This window comes from Listeria immobilis (genome assembly GCF_014322765.1).
Lineage (GTDB): Bacteria > Bacillota > Bacilli > Lactobacillales > Listeriaceae > Listeria > Listeria immobilis.
The window spans coordinates 42202-60904 of record NZ_JAASTZ010000011.1 but is presented as its reverse complement, the minus strand read 5'-3'; the positions used below and the strand labels follow the sequence as shown (position 1 = coordinate 60904).

Sequence of the window (18703 nt, the reverse complement as noted above, 5' to 3'; positions counted from 1 at the left end):
AAATGAAAGTAGGGAACCAAATGAACGAAGAGCAATTATCGAAGCGACTCGAAAAAGTGGCTTCATACATAACAAATAATGAACGCATTGCTGATATTGGCAGCGACCATGCATACTTGCCGTGTTTTGCTATCAAAAATAAAATGGCTTCATTCGCGGTAGCAGGAGAAGTGGTAGAAGGTCCATTTAAATCTGCGCAAAAACAAGTCGCGTCAATTGGCCTCACTTCTCAAATTGATGTTCGAAAAGGAAACGGTTTAGAGGTAATTACTGCTGCTGATGCTATTGATACCATTGTAATTGCAGGGATGGGTGGCACTTTAATTCGGACAATTTTAGAAGAAGGTGTAGCAAAACTTACAAATGTAACTAAGCTGATTCTCCAACCAAATATCGCAGCATTTCAATTAAGAGAGTGGTCTGAAAAAAATAATTGGACAATTACCTCGGAAGCTATTTTACGAGAAGATAATAAAATTTATGAAATTATTGTTCTTCAACCTTCCAAAGAATCAGTAGAATGGACAGCACAAGAAATCTTTTTTGGCCCATGTTTATTAAAAGAACAAAGTGCCATATTTAAAAGCAAATGGCGCCATGAAGCCAACACTTGGCAAAACATTATCCAAACCATTTCAAATAACCAACCAATATCAGACGAAAATCAAGCAAAAATTCATGAATTAAAACATAAAATTGCATTAGTAGAGGATGTGCTAAAATGAAAGTTGCCAATGGTTATGAATATATTGCAATTCTTGAAAAAATCGCCCCTAAAAAATTAGCTATGGAAGGTGACCCAATCGGCCTGCAAGTAGGGGACTTATCTAGAAAAGTAAGAAAAGTCATGTTTACTCTAGATGTTCTGGAAGAAGTAGTAGATGAAGCAATTGAAAAAAATATTGATTTAATCATTGCGCATCACCCATTTTTATATCGTCCTACACAACAAATTGACACAACAACACAACAAGGAAAAATGATTAAGAAACTGATTAAGCATGATATAACTGTCTTTGCTGCTCATACGAATTTAGATGTAGCACAAGGCGGTGTTAATGATATTTTAGCAGATTTACTACGATTAAAAGACATAAAAATTATTGAAGAAACCTACACAGAACCCTACTGCAAAATGGCTGTTTATGTGCCAGAGAATGAACTGGAATCCGTTCGTTTAGCACTTGTAAATAATGGGGCTGGCAAAATTGGTACAGAGTATACAGAATGTACCTTTCAAGTAAACGGTATGGGATCATTTAAACCTAGTGTAAATGCAAACCCAACTATTGGTAAAAAAGAAACATTAACGAAAGTCCCTGAAGTGAAAATTGAAGCTGTTTTTCCGGAACATTTAACAGAAACTATTCTAAAAGCTGTTAAAATTGCTCATCCATATGAAGAACCAGCAATAGATGTGTATATGTTAGAAAACTTAACTTATAAAGAAGGTATTGGTCGAGTTGGTACCCTTCCAAAAAAAGTTGGAATGGTATCGTTTATAGATAAACTAAAAACAGCTTATGCAGTAGAGAATGTACGCTTTATTGGTGACTTAAAATCAACTGTTAAAAAAGTAGCAATTATCGGTGGAGATGGCAACAAGTTTATTCATCAAGTGAAAGCAACTGGTGCAGATGTTTATATAACAGGAGATATTTATTACCACACAGCACATGATTTACTGGCGATTAATTTACCAACAATTGACCCTGGCCATAACATTGAAAAAGTAATGAAAGGCTATTTAAAAGAAAAAATGGAAGAACAAGCTAAAATTTTAGATTATGAAGGGGATTTTATTGTTTCGGAAGTTAATACTGATCCTTTTCAATTTTGCTAATAAAACTGGCTATTTTTGATTAAATTAAAAAATAGCCAGCTTTATTTTTCTGTTTTACCAAACGCTATTTGATTGTTTTGATAAAGTTGTCTTATAGCACGCACGAATGACTTAATCTGTGCTATAATGGCAATTAGGTATAGAACGGAGTGGAAATATTTTATGACGAAGAAATCAAGGTTTGACCAGTTTGACTTTCAACCTTTTATTGGGGTTGCAATAGATAAATTAGGATTTTACGAACCCACAGAAGTACAACAAAAGCTCATCCCAGGGATTCTTAAAGGTGAAAGTATTATTGGCCAATCTCAAACAGGTACTGGAAAAACCCATACTTTTATTTTGCCAATAATTAATAATGTGAATCCAGAAAAAGACGCCGTACAAGCTGTTATTACAGCACCCAGCCGTGAACTTGCTACACAAATTTATAATGAAATTCGCAAAGTAACCAAATACAGCGAGAAAGAACTAGCTGTTCAACTTGTTATTGGTGGCACGGATAAACAACGAGCAATTGATAAACTAAAAAAACAACCACAAATCATTGTTGGGACACCTGGTCGTATTAATGATTTAATTCGTGAGCAAGCTTTATTTGTGCACACTGCAAAAACATTAGTAATCGATGAAGCTGATATGACACTTGATATGGGATTCTTAAATGATGTGGATCATATCGCTGGAAAAATGCCGGCTAACTTGCAGATGCTTGTTTTCTCTGCAACCATTCCACAAAAACTAAAACCATTTTTAAGCAAATACATGGAAAATCCACGTTATGAGCATATTCAACCAAAAGTTGCTGCATCTAAAACCGTAGAACATCGAATTATGGCGACACGTAGTCGAAATAAACTAGACTTACTTAAAAATGTTTTAGTTGGTTCGCAACCTTATTTGGCTATTGTTTTTACCAATACAAAAACAACTGCTGATGAAGTGGCTAATGGTTTAACAGAACGCGGATTAAAAGTTGCCAAGATTCATGGTGATGTGAATCCACGTGAGCGTAAACGAACAATGAAACAAATCGAAAACTTAGATTATCAATATGTCGTTGCAACTGATTTAGCTGCGCGTGGTATTGATATTCAAGGTATTAGTCATGTTGTTAACTATGAACTACCTGACGATTTAGATTTTTATATCCATCGAACAGGTCGGACAGGACGTGCTGGCCATTCCGGTATTGCTCTAACATTATTTGAGCCGGCTGATGAAGATCGTCTCAATCAATTAGAAAAAATGGGTATTGAGTTTAAACATGTCGATTGGAAAAACAAAGAATTCGTTACACTTGAAGACCGTAATCGCCGTGCCAAACGTGAAGCAAAACGTGAAACGGCAGATCCACGTGAAATTGGTATGCGAAAAAAAGCAAAACAAAAAGGAAAACCAAATTATAAAAAGAAAATCAACTATAAAATGAACGAAATTAAACGTCGGGAAAGACGGAAAAAAAGATAAACGAGGAGTGATTTTATGTTAAGACTTGGTTCTCATGTATCTATGAATGGTAAAAAAATGCTTCTAGGTGCGAGTGAAGAAGCTGCTTCTTACGGATCAAATACGTTTATGATTTATACTGGTGCTCCGCAAAATACGCGAAGAAAACCAATAGAAGAATTAAATATTGAAGCCGGTTTAGAACACATGAAAGCTCATGATATGGCAGACATCGTCGTTCATGCTCCTTATATTATCAATATCGGTAATTCTGTAAAGCCAGAAACATATGAGTTGGGCGTTACCTTTTTACAATCTGAAATAGCTCGTACGCGTGCACTTGGAGCTAAGCAAATGGTACTTCATCCCGGAGCCCATGTAGGTGAGGGTGCTGATAAAGGAATAAAACAAATTATTCAAGGCTTAAATGAAGCGCTTATTCATGACCAAGAAGTTCAAATCGCATTAGAAACAATGGCTGGAAAAGGCTCTGAATGCGGTCGTACATTTGAAGAATTAGCGCAAATTATTGATGGCGTGACTCATAATGAATTATTATCTGTCACTTTTGACACTTGTCATACACATGATGCTGGTTATGATATTGTGAATGATTTTGATGGCGTATTAAATAAATTCGATAAAATTATTGGCATTGATCGCTTAAAAGTGCTACATATAAATGACAGCAAAAATGAATGTGCCGCTCATAAAGATAGACATGCCAATATTGGGTTTGGCCATATCGGTTTTGATGCACTTCATTATATCGTCCATCATCCACAGCTAGCTGATATTCCAAAAATATTAGAAACGCCTTATGTTGGTGAAGATAAAGCATCTAAAAAACCGCCTTACAAACGGGAAATTGCCATGCTAAAAAGTGGCGAATTTGACCCGGATTTATTAAACAAAATTATAAATGACTAAAAGGAGACGAAAATAATGACAAAAACACTTGTATTCGGTCATAAAAATCCAGATACAGATACGATTTGTTCTGCCATTAGTTATGCAGAATTAAAAAAAGCACAAGGAGCAGATATTGAAGCAGTTCGTTTAGGGGAACTTAACAGTGAAACTGCTTTTGTTCTAGATTACTTCCAAGTAACAGCTCCTCGTTTAGTAAAAACAGTTGCAAATGAAGTTTCGCAGGTAGCGCTTGTGGATCACAATGAGCGTCAACAAAGTGCAGATGATATTGCCGACGTAACCGTTGTTTCTGTTGTTGATCATCACCGGATTGCCAATTTCGAAACTGCCGATCCACTTTATTATCGCGCTGAACCAGTTGGATGCACAACAACCATACTTTTAAAAATGTTCCGTGAAAGTGAAATAGAGGTAAGTAAATCAACTGCTGGATTGATGCTTTCGGCAATTATCTCTGACACATTACTTTTCCAATCACCAACCTGTACAAAAGAAGATAAAATAGCTGCTGAAAAATTAGCACTTATTGCTGATGTAGATATTCAAACATTTGGAATGGATATGCTAAAAGCTGGCGCAGATGTTAGTAAAAAAACGGTCGCTGAATTATTACTTGATGCAAAAGAATTTAATATGAATGATAATAAAGTCGAAATCGCCCAAATTAATGTGGTTGATGTAGACGATGTTTTAAGTCGCAGAGCAGAAGTAGAAGCACTTATGACAAATATTATTGCTGAAAAAGGATTAGATTTATACTTATTTGTAATTACCAATATTCTTACTAATGATTCTGTTGGTATAGCTATCGGTGAGAAAACTAATGTTGTGGAGCAAGCCTATAGTGTTAAATTTATCGATAACCAAGCACCATTACAAGGTGTAGTATCTCGTAAAAAACAAGTAGTACCTATTCTTACAGAGAATTTTGCAAAATAATAAATACTTACCTGGAGATGAGCGCCATTCATTTCCAGGTTTTTTGTAGATTTTTTTAATTCGAAGTTATTCCGATTTACATTTAAGCAATTATTTTATATACTAGTACAAGCGACAAGCAAATACTGCCAAAGGAGCAAATGAATGGATAAAATCATAGAAATTAATAATGTAAGCTATCATTATGATAAAGAGCATGCCTTAGAAAACATTCATTTTCAAGTAGAGAAAGGCAGTTTTACCGGCTTGATAGGTCCGAATGGCTCAGGAAAATCTACTATGCTAAAATTAATTTTAGGCGTTCTAAAAAAACAACAAGGCAGTATCTCGCTATTTGGTGAAAAACAAGCAGATTTTAAAGATTGGGTGAAAATTGGTTTTGTCTCCCAAAAATCCAATGCGTTTAACTCCGCATTTCCAGCAACTGTCAAAGAAGTCGTTGCAAGTGGTTTAACGAAAAAAAAGGGATTATTTAAAACATTAAATACAGCAGATAAAGAAGCAATTGACTATGCGCTAAATAAAGTAGAGATGACGCATTATTTACATCGAAATATTGGTGAACTTTCTGGTGGACAGCAACAACGTGTTTTTATTGCTCGTGCATTAGTTAGTCGACCAAAGTTACTTATTTTAGATGAACCAACAGTCGGAGTGGATGTCGAGAATGTGAAAGCATTTTATGAACTACTTCAAGAATTAAATCAAACAGAGCAAATGACACTCTTACTAGTGACACATGATTTAATGGCTGTTAACACCTACGTTAATCATGTAATTAGTATTAATAAACGGATTGTGTTTGATGGTACTGCCCATGAATACCAACATTATTTAGCAGACCGAGAACTTGAAATATTAACAGAACAGCGTAGAAGGGAGGCAGATTGTATTGATTGCGACACTTTTCCAATATGATTTCATCCGAAATACGTTTGTAGTGGGGTTAGTAATTGGGGTCATTGCACCGCTATTAGGTAGTTTTATTGTAGTTAGAAAGCTATCATTGATGGCAGATGCATTAAGCCATGTGACACTTGGAGGAATTGCGGTTAGTTTATTTTTAAGTAAAATGTATTTACCGCTTGCGACACTCAATCCACTATACCTTGGATTTGGTTTTTCGGTTGTTGGCTCCTTATTAATGGAAAAATTACGGACCGTATATAAACATTTTGAAGAACTAGCAATTCCGATAATAATGTCCGCTGGTATGGGTTTTTCAGTTATTTTTATTTCTCTTGCTAATGGATTTAACACAGATTTATTTAGTTATTTATTTGGAAGTGTAAGTGCCGTTAGTCGCACAGATATGCTTACAATTGTTGTAATAGCAATTATTGTGTTTATCGTTATTTTATCTCTATACAAAGAACTATTTTTATTGTCTTTTGATGAAGAATATGCAAAAGTCTCTGGTTTAAAAGCAAAAGTATTTGATATTATTTTTATGGTTTTAGTTGCACTTGTTATTGCATCCTCCATGAGAATTGTTGGTATTTTGCTTGTTTCATCACTAATGACATTACCAGTTGCCGCAGCAATTCGACTTGCAAAAGGGTTTAAACAAACAATTCTTTTATCCATATTATTTGGGGAAATAGCTGTTATCGGTGGTCTATTTATTGCTTATTATTTAAACTTAGCACCAGGTGGAGCAATCGTTATTATTTCCGTGTTAATTTTAATCGTCACGATACTATACCAAAAAATACGTCAAAAAATCTTAATTGCTAATCGAGGTGAAGAAAATGGGACTTACAGCAACTGAAGCATTGATGAAAATGAAGGAACAAGGTTATAAACACACAGATAAACGTGAATTTCTAATTAATTTATTAGCACGCAAAAATAAATATTTAACTGCCAAAGATGTATTAGAAAATATGAAAGATGATTTTCCTGGAATAAGTTTTGATACGATTTACCGAAACCTCTCGTTATTTGTTGAGTTAGGTATTTTTGAAGAAACGGATCTTTCTGGGGAGCGGAATTTTCGTCTTGCTTGTACACATGAGCATCATCATCATCATTTTATTTGTATGAAATGTGGTAAAACAAAAGAAATTATGATGTGCCCAATGGACTTTTTAACAGAAGCATTACCTGGTTATCAGATTGATGGTCATAAATTTGAAGTTTATGGTGAATGCCCAGAGTGTTTGCAAGCTTCTTAATAGTGAATGGTACGAGGAACTTTATTAAACTCGTACCATTTTTATTTTGCCGAGAATGTTCATAATTATTTCATATTTGTTTCTCATTCTAGACACTTTTTATGGTTAAAGTAAGAAGTAGCCGAAAGTAGAAGGAGAGGAACAGCTTGACAATATTAAAAAAAATGATTATTTCAGTTATAACAGCAACATTACTTATTCTCGCAGGATGTGGTAGTAGCGCTGTCGTAAAAACAGATGCTGGGAGTGTAACACAAGATGATCTTTATGAAGCGATGAAAGCTACATATGGGAATGAGGTCGTACAACAACTAACTTTTAAAAAAATACTAGAGGATAAATACACTGTTTCAGAAAAAGAAGTTAATGCAGAATATAAAAAATACGAGGAACAATATGGCGATTCTTTTGAATCAACGCTTGCTTCAAGTAATTTAACGAAAACTTCCTTTAAAGAAAATATTGAATATAATTTACTTATTCAAAAAGCAACAGAAGCAAATATGAATGTTAGCGAAAGTAAGCTAAAAAAATATTATAAAACTTGGCAACCGGATATTACTGTCCGCCATATTTTAGTCGATGACGAAGCAACAGCAAAAGAAATACAAACAAAATTAAAAAATGGAGAAAAATTCACTGATTTAGCAAAAGAATATTCGACAGACACAGCAACAAGTACAAATGGTGGACTACTTGATCCATTTGGTACTGGTGAAATGGATGAAACATTCGAAAAAGCTGCCTATGCATTAGAGAATACAAATGATGTTAGCGAAATAGTTAAATCTAGCTATGGTTATCATTTAATTCAATTAGTGAAGAAAACCGATAAAACGACGTATGCAAAAGACAAAGCAGCCGTAAAAGCTTCCTATATCGAATCACAACTAACCTCTGAAAATATGACTGCTGCCCTAAAAAAAGAATTAAAAGCAGCTAACATAGATATAAAAGATAGTGATTTAAAAGATGCATTTTCTGATTATACAAGTACTAACACGGAAACAACAAGTACCACAACATCCAATTAAGCTTACTTCTGATCTACCCATAAATAAAAACCCTTTACTGGCTTTGATTCCCGTCAAAAACACACGCCAGTAAAGGGTTTTTCTATAAAATTAATCGAATAACTGCCATAGAAATAATGCCAACAATCACAATCCACATTAAATTTTTAGTTAAAATAGCAGTTATAATAGTAGGTAGAGATGCGAGTAAGTTTTCCATATTAATGACTGGAAAAGCATTTTTACTCGTTGTAAGCAAGCTTTGAACAAAAAGAGCAGTTAAAATTGCTAATGGAACAAAAGATAAAAAACGAATGACGATATCAGGCAAGGCTAATTTGCGCACAAAAATAAAAGGAAGTACTCGAGGAATAAAGGTAACAATTCCACAACCAATAATCACAAATAATGTATATGTACTTATTGCCATTTTTCTATTATCACTCCAATCAAACAACCCAACAGTGTTGCAATTAAAATAGCTATTTCAGGTGTCGTAAATCGCATAAAAATTACTAAAAACAATGCAACCATCAACATAACAGATAAGCTAGTACTAATTTTTTTACTTTTATCACTGATAACTTGTAAATAAAGCAACCCTATAAACATAGCTGATAAGGCAAAATCAAGCCCAAATTTTTCTGGATTTGGAAGCCAATTTCCAATAAACGCGCCAACAATGCATGCAATAATCCAAGAAAGATAAGCTGTCACATTGATTCCATGCATCCATTTGGCATTCACTGGTTTTTTATTTCCAATCTGATTCATTGAAACGCCAAATGTCTCATCTGTTAGTAATGAACCAACTCCTATATTATTCCAAAGAGAGTATTGCTTAAAGTGCGGTGCTTCAGCCATTCCCATTAAAAAATGTCTCGAATTAATTAAAAAAGTAGTAAATATAATAGCAGAAATTGGACTTTGTAATAATAATAAACCAGATATAATAAATTGAGCAGCTCCTGCATAAACAATAATTGCGAGTAAAGTTACTTCAAGTACACTTAAATGCGAGGCTTTTCCAACTACACCAGCAGCAATACCAATCCCAGCATAACCTAACACAGTTGGTAAACAAGCTTTTACACCATCATAAAAACTTAATTCCACTTCTTTATCCAAAAAAATATCTCTCCCCTCAAAACAAATGCAGCAATAACTATTCGATGTAATCATTCATTGATAACATTGATTTTTTAATCATACCACTTAAAATCAGCTTCATTCAAATAAAAAAACCACTTGTAAAAGTACAAGTGGTCCATTTTTACTGTTCTAGTGTTGTTTCATTTGGTGGAATAGAACGGATCGCAAGGAAAACAAAAATCATACTAACAACCATATTAATTTCCATTCCAAATGGGACAATTATTTGTAAAGCTTCCATGACCATTGTGAAAACAGCCGCTAAAGTAATACTGTAAGAGGCCATCATCCAATTTTGGCGGAAAGCAATTCCAGTTCTTCCAAAACCTGATAAAATAAAACCAAAGAGTGCATAAAGTGCCACTCGGAAGAAAACGGAACCTAACGTAAAAATAAATAACACTAGTAGAGCGATAGGAATAAAGTACTTCGCGAGAGATTCAATTGATGTATATAAGTTAACCAAATCACCTTTATCACTAATACCAGCCGTTTCATAGCTAAATGATTGTGATACCCCAGCAGCAGTAATATAAATACCATCTGAAAGAAAGGCAACTGCACTATCATAAGAAGCTATTTTATTATCCACATCATCTTCATCAAGCGTTCCAGAAGCATCAAAATAAATATGTAATTGATCTTGATCGATAGAGATAGGTAAGTTTTTTACTTGGCTATCTGTTAAAACAAGTTTTCCGTCTGTCACTTTGAAATCCGGAATTTCCTTTGTAATAGTTTCTTCGCCAACTTTTAACGCATTTTTTGTTGTAACACTCGTAAAGTATGCTAATGGAAGGAAAGTAACAAATGATAAAACGATGATATAGACAATGCTTTTTCTGATTTTATCATTTCGGAACGATGCAATATCCGCAGGGGAATATAAACTTTTCCAGAAGCGTTTAAAAATATTCATTCTTTTTTCAACACCTCGCCTAATGGTTTAACTTTTCGTTTTTCGGGAAAAAGATACCTGTATGTGCAAAAGGATGTTCTTTTCCACCTAACCTTAATCATAGCTTGAAATGATTGCAAAATCAATATTGAAACATCACTAAGCAGAAAAATTGCAAGCATATCTAGGTCGTGGTAGGCTAAATGGTGTAAAGAGAAACGTTATTTAAGGTGTTACATAGTTCTATGGAAATAGGTTCTATAACTTTCGCCTTATAAGCTAATTTCTTTTCACATAAATAATAAACTATCCGAGGAGGAATTTTTTATGACTTACGAATTACCAAAATTACCTTATACTTATGATGCTTTGGAACCGAATTTTGACAAAGAAACAATGGAAATTCATTATACAAAGCACCACAATACTTATGTAACAAAACTAAATGAAGCAGTTGCAGGACATCCAGACCTTGCAAACAAAACTGCAGAAGAATTAGTTGCTAATTTAAATAGTGTTCCTGAAGAAATTCGTGGTGCTGTACGTAACCATGGTGGTGGTCATGCTAACCATACTTTATTCTGGTCTATTCTTAGCCCAAATGGTGGTGGTGCTCCAACTGGTAACTTAAAATCAGCAATCGAAAGCGAATTTGGCACATTTGATGATTTCAAAGAAAAATTCAATGCGGCAGCAGCAGCGCGTTTTGGTTCAGGTTGGGCATGGCTAGTAGTGAACAACGGTAAACTAGAAATCGTTTCAACTGCTAATCAAGATTCTCCACTTAGCGAAGGTAAAACTCCTGTTCTTGGCTTAGATGTTTGGGAACATGCTTACTACCTTAAATTCCAAAATCGTCGTCCTGAATACATTGACACATTTTGGAATGTAATTAACTGGGATGAAGCAAACAAACGCTTTGACGCAGCAAAATAATAACTAGAAGGCTCACTTAGGTGGGTCTTTTTTTATTTCTAATGAATTTCTAATAAACTTACAGTGGAAAAATGACGGTTTTTCAGCTACAATAGGGAAAGGTATTATTGAAAAGTGAGGTAACTTTGCGTGAAACTAAATTTTAGAAAAAAGAAAAAAGATTCCACTAAGAAAAAACGCGCCATTATTCCATTACGTTTAAATATTCTATTCTTTATTATTTTTATATTATTCTCTGTTTTAATTTTACGATTAGGTATTGTTCAAATCGTTCAAGGGGATACGTACAAACGGCAATTAGAAGAGACAGATAACGTAACTGTTTCAAAAAATGTTCCACGTGGAAGTATTTATGACCGCAACTACAATTTATTAGTCGGAAATTCAGCGGTTAAATCAATCACTTACACACGAAGTCAGCAAACAGAAACATCAGAAACGCTACATGTTGCTCAAACACTTGAAAAGTTAATAACTGTTGAGCCAGAGAAATTAACAGAGCGTGATTTACAAGATTACTGGATTTTAACACACCAAACAGAGTCTTTAAACCGTCTTTCTGCCAAGGAGCAAGCACTAGAAGCTTCGAAAGCATACAAGATTCAAGTAGAAAATGTTACACAAGCAGATATTGACAGTCTTAGTAAAGAAGACTTAAAAGTTGCGACCATCTATAAAAAAATGACTACTGGATATGCAATGACTGAATCAGTAGTGAAGAATAAAGATGTTACTGATGAAGAAATTGCACGTGTTAGTGAAAACATGGATAGCTTGCCAGGAGTTGATACAACAACGGATTGGAATCGTTATTACACATACGATGAAACATTACGCTCTATTTTAGGTTCCGTATCTAGTGCAAAAGAAGGTTTGCCAAAAGATAAGGCGGAATACTATTTATCGCAGGGGTATAGTCGTAATGATCGTGTAGGTAAAAGTTATTTAGAAGCACAATACGAAAGCGTGCTTGCAGGATCCAAATCACAATCGGAAAGCGTACTAGATTCTAAAGGGAATATTATTGAAACAGTCAGCAAATATGAAGGTTCTAAAGGAAAAGATTTAGTTCTTTCTGTAGATGTTGAGTTCCAAAAAGCAGTAGAAGAAATCTTGCGTAAAAATATTTCACAAGGAAAACAATATGGCGGTTCTGATTTATTTGACCGTGCCTTCGTTGTTGCTATGGATCCATATTCTGGTGAAGTTCTTGCGCTTGCTGGACAAAAACTAAATGAAAAAGGCAAATTTGAAGACTACTCACTTGGGACATTTACTACTGCATATGCCATGGGCTCGGCAGTGAAAGGCTCTACCATCTTAGGCGGTATTATGGATGGTGCTATCACAAAAGACACAGTATTTACTGATCAACCAATTGCACTAAAAGGAACGAAACCAAAGAGTTCTTGGTTTAACAGAACTGGAGCTGGTAACCGACCACTTGACCCAATTGGTGCACTAGAAATTTCATCTAACTCCTATATGTATCAAGTAGCTATGAAAATGGGGGGCGCTAAATATGTTCCAAACGGCCCGCTAAAAGCACCATTAAGTACTTTTGATGATATGCGTTATTATTACAATCAATTTGGGCTAGGTGTAAAAACCGGAATCGACCTACCAGGAGAACAAACTGGTTACAAAGGGGATGACCAAACAATTGGTAAAATTCTCGACTTTGCTATTGGACAATACGATTCCTATACACCACTACAAATGGCACAATACGTTTCAACTATTGCTAATGGCGGCTCAAGAATTGCCCCAAGCATGTTAAAAGAAATTAGAAATCCAAGTACAAATGGTGATACTGTCGGAACTCTCGCAACCTCCAATGAGCCTAAAGTGTTAAACAAAATTGGCGTTTCAGAGAGCGATATGAAAACCGTACAACAAGGATTCTATGAAGTAACACATGGTTCAACGGGTACTGCTAGAACAGTCTTTACTTCTAGCGAATACGATGTTGCTGGTAAAACAGGGACTGCGGATGCCTTTTATGATGGACCGAAAGAAGGAAATAAAATGGCTAGTGTGTGGAATACTACGTTTGTAGGTTACGCACCAGTCAAAAAACCAGAAATTGCTATATCCGTTGTTGTTCCTTGGATTTATCGTCCGTATGGTACGGATCACAAAACGAATATGACCATTTCCAAAGAAGTATTCGATAAATATTTTGAACTAAAACAAGAACGCGCAAAAGCAAATAAAAGCGATTCTAAAGTAGAACAACCTATCAATAACAAAAAAGAAGCAGCAGAAGCTCAGTCAAAACAAACCGAAAATTAACCAAAAAACCACTTTCATTTTTGCGAAAGTGGTTTTTTTTAATATAAACTGACAAACAATTAAAAAAATAAACGCAAACACACATAAAAAACTGCGAAATAGCTCCTTTTATGGTATGATGAAGTAAGTGTAAAATTAACCAGATTTCTGTTTTAATGCAGAGATAAGAGGATGAATTTGAAGGAGGAATTGTAAACAATGACAAAAAGTTATCATGTCGCAGTTGTAGGCGCTACTGGTGCAGTTGGTACTCAAATGATTGAATTACTAGAAGAGGCGGCGACTTTTAAGATAAAGCAAGTTTCGTTCTTGTCTTCAGCTCGCTCTGCAGGAAAAAAATTAATATTCCGTGATGAAGAAATAACGATTCAAGAAGCGAAACCAGAAAGTTTTGAAGGTGTTGATATTGCTTTATTTAGTGCTGGAGGTTCTGTCTCTAAAGCATTAGCTAAAGAAGCTGTTCAACGTGGAGCAATTGTTATTGACAATACAAGTGCGTATCGAATGGACCCGACTGTTCCATTGGTAGTTCCTGAAGTAAACGAACAAGCACTTCATTCACATAACGGGATTATCGCGAATCCAAACTGTTCTACAATTCAAATGGTGACAGCGCTCGAACCGATTCGAAAAGCTTTTGGTTTAAATAGAGTGATTGTTTCCACCTATCAAGCTGTTTCTGGTTCTGGAGTAAGTGCTATTCAAGAATTACAAGAAGGTAGTAGAGCTGTGTTAGACAATAAAGCCTTTACCCCTGAAATCATGCCAGTAAAAGGGGATAAAAAACACTATCCAATCGCCTTTAATGCTCTACCACAAATTGATGTTTTCACGGAAAATGATTATACATACGAAGAAATGAAAATGATCAATGAAACGAAAAAAATCATGGAAGATGCTAGCATGAAAGTAGCAGCTACTTGTGTTCGTATTCCAGTAGTAAGTGGACATTCCGAAAGTGTTTATATTGAAGTAGACAAAGAAGGAGTAAATGCTACAGCTATTCAAAACATCCTAAAAACTGCTCCTGGAGTTATTTTAGAAGATGATCCTGCCAACCAACTATATCCGCAAGCAATTTATGCCGCTGGAAAAAAAGAAGTATTTGTTGGTCGAGTTCGTGCTGACTTAGATGACACAAAAGGCTTCCATATGTGGATTGTTTCCGATAATTTACTAAAAGGGGCTGCTTGGAATTCTATTCAAATCGCTGAAAGTTTAGTAAAATTAGCGATTATTTAAAGCTATTTTGAGGTGTAAGAAATGAAAATCATCGTACAAAAATTTGGCGGTACATCTGTCCAAAATGAAAAAATTAGGTTAATGGCATTTGATCACATAAAACGTGCACTTAAAGATGGCTACAAAGTTGTGGTTGTAGTCTCTGCAATTGGGCGATATGGTGACCCTTATGCAACAGATACACTATTAGAATTGATTGGTGCAAAAGAAACAAAATTGTCTGCTAGAGAACAGGATACACTGCTTTCGGTTGGTGAAACTATTTCTGCTTCAGTATTTACCAATATGTTAAAAGAAGCAAATATTAAAGCCGAATCATTTTCTGGCGGCCAAGCAGGTATTATTACCTCAAGTAACCATCTAAATGCTAAAATTACAAAAGTGGATACCGCCAGAATCCAAAATGCACTTAAATCACTTGATGTTGCAGTGGTTGCTGGATTTCAAGGTATGGCAGAGAACGGCGATATTACAACACTTGGTCGTGGTGGTAGCGATACTTCTGCTGCTGCCCTTGGCGTTTCTTTACAAGCTGACTATATTGATATCTTTACTGATGTAGACGGAATGATGACGGCAGATCCTCGTATTGTGGAGCATGCTCGTTCACTTCCAAGAGTAAGCTATAATGAAGTAAGCAACATGGCCTATCAAGGTGCCAAAGTTATTCACCCGCGTGCTGTAGAAATTGCTATGACTGCTAAGATCCCAATGCGGATTCGTTCTACTTATTTAGAGTCTACTGGAACACTTGTTACGTCTTTAGCAGATGAAGTTGATCATTTCGATGTCAAAGAACGCTTGGTAACAGGAGTGGCTCATGTAACAAATCTAACACAGGTATCAATTTTAACAGACACAGTAAAAACACAACAACTAGCTTTCAAAATACTGGCAGATGCTGGCATAAGTCTGGACTTTATCAATATATCAACGAATTCCGTTGTTTTCACGGTTCCAGAAGAAAAACGTCAACTAGTAAAAGTACTTTTAGCAGAAGCCGGTTTACAAACAAATGTCCGTGAATCTTGTGCGAAGGTTTCTATTGTTGGAGCTGGAATAACTGGAGTTCCTGGAGTAACAGCTAAAATAGTAGCTGCATTATCTGAAAAAAATATACCAATTTTACAATCAGCGGATAGTCACACTACTATTTGGGTATTAGTAAGAGAAGAGGACTTAATTTCGGCAGTCAATGCCCTTCATGACATATTTTGTTTAGAAATTAAGTAAGGAGGAAAAGAAAGATGGATTTAGGAAAAGTTATTACAGCAATGGTGACACCAATTCACCCAGAAAAAAATAAAGTATGCAAAAAAAGAATTCATCATCTTGTGAACCACTTAATCGAAAATGGCTCAGATGGTTTAGTAATTGCTGGTACGACTGGCGAATCACCCACTTTATCACATGATGAAAAAATAAAATTATTCCGTCAAGTTATTGAAACAAATGATGGACGTGCAAAATTAATCGCTGGTACTGGTTCAAACAATACAGCAGAAACAATTGCATTTACGAATGAAGTAGCAGAACTAGGTGGAATTGATGCCGTATTAATTGTTGCGCCATATTATAATAAACCAAATCAAGATGGTTTATATGCTCATTTTGCTGCAGTAGCAGAAGCATCTGACCTACCAGTTGTTATTTACAATATTCCTGGACGTAGTGTCGTAAATATCGAACCAGAAACAATTATTCGTTTAGCTGCTCTACCTAATATTATTGGGGTAAAAGAATCAAGCGGTAATTTAGATAATATTAGTGCGATTATTGCTGGAACTTCCGATGATTTCTTAGTATATAGTGGTGATGATAGTTTAACATTACCAATATTATCAGTTGGCGGACATGGTGTTATTTCTGTTGCAAGTCATCTTGTTGGAAATGAAATGCAGGAAATGATACAAGCGTTTGAAAAAGGGGACGTTCAAAAAGCTGCGAGCATTCATCGCAATTTACTTCCACTAATGAATGAACTTTTTGCTGTACCAAATCCAGCGCCAACAAAATATCTATTAAACCAACAAGGAGTTAATGTTGGTCCAGTTAGATTGCCCCTAGTAGATTTAAACGCTGCACAAGGAACGAAATTACAAGCTATATTAGAAGGACTTTCTAAATAGTTCAAAGGAGGTCTACGCTTTGACAATAAAAAAAGCGAAAAACATAAAAATCATCCCACTCGGCGGTGTCGATGAAAGTGGCAAAAATTTGTATGTGGTAGAAATAGACGAAGATATCTTTATATTAGATGCTGGCTTAATGTTCCCAGAAAATGAATTACTGGGAATCGACATTGTTATCCCAGATTTTAAATATTTAGAAGAAAATAAAGATAGAATTAAAGCGATTTTCCTATCACATGGCCATGAAGACGCAATTGGCGCACTACCTTACTTACTTCAAAAAGTAAAAGCGCCTGTTTATGGTACAGAATTAACTATTGCCCTAGCTAAATCTGCGCTAAAAGAACATCGTAAACTAAGATTTAAAAATTTCCATATTGTTGATGCGGACACTACTTTATCATTTCCTAAAATTGATGTATCTTTTTTCCGCACAACACACACTATTCCTGATTCTGTTGGGATTGTACTGGAAACAAGCGAAGGCTCTATTATCTACACTGGAGATTTTAAATTTGATCAATCAGCACAAGATGGTTATGCATCAGATTTAAGCCATATTGCTGAATTTGGTGAAAAAGGAGTACTTGCCTTATTATCTGATAGCTCTGAAGCAGAACATCCTGGAACTACTTCTAGTGATAGCTTGATTGAAGAGGAAATTAGACATGCATTTCGAATGGCAGATGGCAGAATCATTGTAGCCTGTGTTGCTTCCAATTTAATTCGTTTACAACAGGTTCTTGATGCATCCGTTGCAACTAAACGAAAAGTAGCTATCGTCGGTAAAGAGTTAGAACGCGTTTTTGAGATTGCTGGTAGCCTAGATAAAATAATTATTGAGGAAGATTTAATCATTCCTTTAAAAGATGTAAAAAAATATAATGATGATGAAATTACGATTATCGAAACAGGGAATTTAGGGGAACCAATCCAATCCCTAAAATTGATGACAAAAGGAAATCATCCACAGTTTAATATCAAACCTGGTGATACTGTTTATATTACAACAACCCCATCTCCATCACTTGAAACAATGATGGCTAAAACAATGGATATGCTCTATAAAGCTGGAGCAAAAGTATTAACCATGAGTAATACACTTTTCATTTCTGGTCATGCGAGTCAAGAAGATTTAAAATTAATGATAAATTTACTAAAACCACGTTATTTTGTTCCTGTTCACGGTGAATATCGTATGCTTATCAGTCATGCAAAACTAGCTCATGAAGTTGGCATGCCAAAATCAAATGTATTTATCGTTGGTAAAGGAGAAATCCTAGAATATAAAAATGATAAAATGACTGCCGGAAACCGTGTATATTCTGGTAATACACTCATTGATGGATTAGGTGTAGGAGATGTTGGTAATATCGTCCTAAGAGACCGCAAATTACTTTCAGAAGATGGGATTTTTATTGTAGTAGTAACATTAAATCGAAAAACAAAAACAATTACTTCTGGACCAGAAATTATCTCTCGCGGATTCATCTATGTGCGCGAATCCGAGCATTTAATTGAAGAATCATCCAAAGTAGTGACAAAAATAGTGGAGAAAAATTTACAAGAAGCTGGGTTTGAATGGGCTAAATTAAAACAAGATATTCGCGATCAATTAAATCGCTATTTATTTGAGCAAACCAAGCGTCGTCCAATGATCTTACCAATCATTATGGAAGTATAGTAATAAAACT

Annotated in this window: 18 protein-coding genes; 15 read left to right on the top strand and 3 right to left on the bottom strand. The window is 35.1% G+C overall.

All coding sequences use genetic code 11. The annotated features are described in order from the left end of the window. Positions 1-20 precede the first annotated feature (20 nt). From HCJ50_RS09725 to HCJ50_RS09685, 9 genes are all read left to right on the top strand, one after another. Positions 21-725 carry a tRNA (adenine(22)-N(1))-methyltransferase gene (locus tag HCJ50_RS09725; RefSeq protein WP_185348870.1) on the top strand — a complete coding sequence of 235 codons (705 nt, stop codon included), beginning with the start codon at positions 21-23 and terminating at the stop codon, positions 723-725. Then, positions 722-1843 carry a Nif3-like dinuclear metal center hexameric protein gene (locus tag HCJ50_RS09720; RefSeq protein ID WP_185348868.1) on the top strand — a complete coding sequence of 374 codons (1122 nt, stop codon included), beginning with the start codon at positions 722-724 and terminating at the stop codon, positions 1841-1843. The genes HCJ50_RS09725 and HCJ50_RS09720 overlap by 4 nt, the downstream gene beginning before the upstream one ends. A 162-nt stretch (positions 1844-2005) precedes the next feature. After that, entirely contained in the window at positions 2006-3313 is a 1308-nt protein-coding gene (cshB, locus tag HCJ50_RS09715) for a DEAD-box ATP-dependent RNA helicase CshB (protein WP_185348860.1), read from the top strand. Between the two features lie 15 nt (positions 3314-3328). After that, complete coding sequence (locus HCJ50_RS09710) at positions 3329-4222, top strand: deoxyribonuclease IV (protein WP_185348852.1); 894 nt, start codon at positions 3329-3331, stop codon at positions 4220-4222. A 15-nt stretch (positions 4223-4237) separates the two neighbouring features. Beyond that, positions 4238-5164, top strand: coding sequence for a manganese-dependent inorganic pyrophosphatase (locus HCJ50_RS09705; RefSeq protein ID WP_185348850.1), 927 nt, complete (start codon positions 4238-4240; stop codon positions 5162-5164). 144 nt (positions 5165-5308) lie between these two features. Beyond that, positions 5309-6082: a metal ABC transporter ATP-binding protein gene (locus tag HCJ50_RS09700; RefSeq protein WP_185348848.1), complete on the top strand. Its 774-nt coding sequence runs from the start codon at positions 5309-5311 to the stop codon at positions 6080-6082. After that, positions 6057-6935 (top strand): zinc ABC transporter permease ZurM, encoded by an 879-nt coding sequence (zurM, locus tag HCJ50_RS09695; protein ID WP_185348846.1) that lies wholly within the window; start codon positions 6057-6059, stop codon positions 6933-6935. The genes HCJ50_RS09700 and zurM overlap by 26 nt, the downstream gene beginning before the upstream one ends. Next, a complete protein-coding gene (gene zurR / locus HCJ50_RS09690) occupies positions 6916-7341 on the top strand; it encodes a transcriptional regulator ZurR (RefSeq protein WP_185381144.1) in 426 nt (141 codons plus the stop codon). Before zurM ends, zurR begins: the two co-directional genes overlap by 20 nt. Positions 7342-7487: 146 nt before the next feature. Further along, positions 7488-8375 carry a peptidylprolyl isomerase gene (locus tag HCJ50_RS09685; RefSeq protein ID WP_185395666.1) on the top strand — a complete coding sequence of 296 codons (888 nt, stop codon included), beginning with the start codon at positions 7488-7490 and terminating at the stop codon, positions 8373-8375. An 82-nt stretch (positions 8376-8457) separates the two neighbouring features. Here HCJ50_RS09685 and HCJ50_RS09680 read toward each other — a convergent pair whose 3' ends face one another. From HCJ50_RS09680 to HCJ50_RS09670, 3 genes are all read right to left on the bottom strand, one after another. Then, a complete protein-coding gene (locus HCJ50_RS09680) occupies positions 8458-8784 on the bottom strand; it encodes an AzlD domain-containing protein (protein WP_185348165.1) in 327 nt (108 codons plus the stop codon). Then, positions 8775-9482: an AzlC family ABC transporter permease gene (locus tag HCJ50_RS09675; protein ID WP_185348163.1), complete on the bottom strand. Its 708-nt coding sequence runs from the start codon at positions 9480-9482 to the stop codon at positions 8775-8777. Before HCJ50_RS09675 ends, HCJ50_RS09680 begins: the two co-directional genes overlap by 10 nt. Before the next feature lie 145 nt (positions 9483-9627). Beyond that, on the bottom strand, positions 9628-10425 hold the full coding sequence (locus tag HCJ50_RS09670) for a DUF1189 domain-containing protein (protein WP_185348161.1): 798 nt from the start codon (positions 10423-10425) through the stop codon (positions 9628-9630). A 306-nt stretch (positions 10426-10731) separates the two neighbouring features. On the opposite strand from HCJ50_RS09670, the gene HCJ50_RS09665 reads away from it, so the two are divergent. The 6 genes from HCJ50_RS09665 to HCJ50_RS09640 all read left to right on the top strand — a co-directional run bounded on the left by HCJ50_RS09665 (position 10732) and on the right by HCJ50_RS09640 (position 18693). Next, complete coding sequence (locus HCJ50_RS09665) at positions 10732-11340, top strand: superoxide dismutase (protein WP_185348159.1); 609 nt, start codon at positions 10732-10734, stop codon at positions 11338-11340. A 129-nt stretch (positions 11341-11469) separates the two neighbouring features. Beyond that, the gene (locus HCJ50_RS09660) at positions 11470-13635 is read left to right on the top strand and encodes a peptidoglycan D,D-transpeptidase FtsI family protein (RefSeq protein ID WP_185348157.1); all 2166 of its coding nucleotides are present in this window, start codon (positions 11470-11472) and stop codon (positions 13633-13635) included. Positions 13636-13833: 198 nt separating this feature from the next. Then, complete coding sequence (locus HCJ50_RS09655; RefSeq protein WP_185348155.1) at positions 13834-14877, top strand: aspartate-semialdehyde dehydrogenase; 1044 nt, start codon at positions 13834-13836, stop codon at positions 14875-14877. Positions 14878-14898: 21 nt separating this feature from the next. After that, positions 14899-16110, top strand: coding sequence for an aspartate kinase (gene dapG / locus HCJ50_RS09650; protein ID WP_185348147.1), 1212 nt, complete (start codon positions 14899-14901; stop codon positions 16108-16110). Positions 16111-16124: 14 nt separating this feature from the next. Next, positions 16125-17006 carry a 4-hydroxy-tetrahydrodipicolinate synthase gene (dapA, locus tag HCJ50_RS09645; RefSeq protein ID WP_185348145.1) on the top strand — a complete coding sequence of 294 codons (882 nt, stop codon included), beginning with the start codon at positions 16125-16127 and terminating at the stop codon, positions 17004-17006. Positions 17007-17025: 19 nt separating this feature from the next. Then, positions 17026-18693 carry a ribonuclease J gene (locus HCJ50_RS09640; RefSeq protein ID WP_185395667.1) on the top strand — a complete coding sequence of 556 codons (1668 nt, stop codon included), beginning with the start codon at positions 17026-17028 and terminating at the stop codon, positions 18691-18693. Positions 18694-18703 lie beyond the last annotated feature (10 nt).

What these genes read in the sequence shown, in the direction of transcription:
- HCJ50_RS09655 (WP_185348155.1), top strand. Translation starts at nt 13,834, where the DNA reads ATGACAAAAAGTTATCATGTCGCAGTTGTAGGCGCTACTGGTGCAGTT.
- HCJ50_RS09705 (WP_185348850.1), top strand. Translation starts at nt 4,238, where the DNA reads ATGACAAAAACACTTGTATTCGGTCATAAAAATCCAGATACAGATACG.
- HCJ50_RS09725 (WP_185348870.1), top strand. Translation starts at nt 21, where the DNA reads ATGAACGAAGAGCAATTATCGAAGCGACTCGAAAAAGTGGCTTCATAC.
- HCJ50_RS09710 (WP_185348852.1), top strand. Translation starts at nt 3,329, where the DNA reads ATGTTAAGACTTGGTTCTCATGTATCTATGAATGGTAAAAAAATGCTT.
- dapA (WP_185348145.1), top strand. Translation starts at nt 16,125, where the DNA reads ATGGATTTAGGAAAAGTTATTACAGCAATGGTGACACCAATTCACCCA.
- dapG (WP_185348147.1), top strand. Translation starts at nt 14,899, where the DNA reads ATGAAAATCATCGTACAAAAATTTGGCGGTACATCTGTCCAAAATGAA.
- HCJ50_RS09680 (WP_185348165.1), bottom strand. Translation starts at nt 8,784, where the DNA reads ATGGCAATAAGTACATATACATTATTTGTGATTATTGGTTGTGGAATT.
- zurR (WP_185381144.1), top strand. Translation starts at nt 6,916, where the DNA reads ATGGGACTTACAGCAACTGAAGCATTGATGAAAATGAAGGAACAAGGT.
- HCJ50_RS09670 (WP_185348161.1), bottom strand. Translation starts at nt 10,425, where the DNA reads ATGAATATTTTTAAACGCTTCTGGAAAAGTTTATATTCCCCTGCGGAT.
- HCJ50_RS09720 (WP_185348868.1), top strand. Translation starts at nt 722, where the DNA reads ATGAAAGTTGCCAATGGTTATGAATATATTGCAATTCTTGAAAAAATC.
- HCJ50_RS09700 (WP_185348848.1), top strand. Translation starts at nt 5,309, where the DNA reads ATGGATAAAATCATAGAAATTAATAATGTAAGCTATCATTATGATAAA.
- HCJ50_RS09665 (WP_185348159.1), top strand. Translation starts at nt 10,732, where the DNA reads ATGACTTACGAATTACCAAAATTACCTTATACTTATGATGCTTTGGAA.
- cshB (WP_185348860.1), top strand. Translation starts at nt 2,006, where the DNA reads ATGACGAAGAAATCAAGGTTTGACCAGTTTGACTTTCAACCTTTTATT.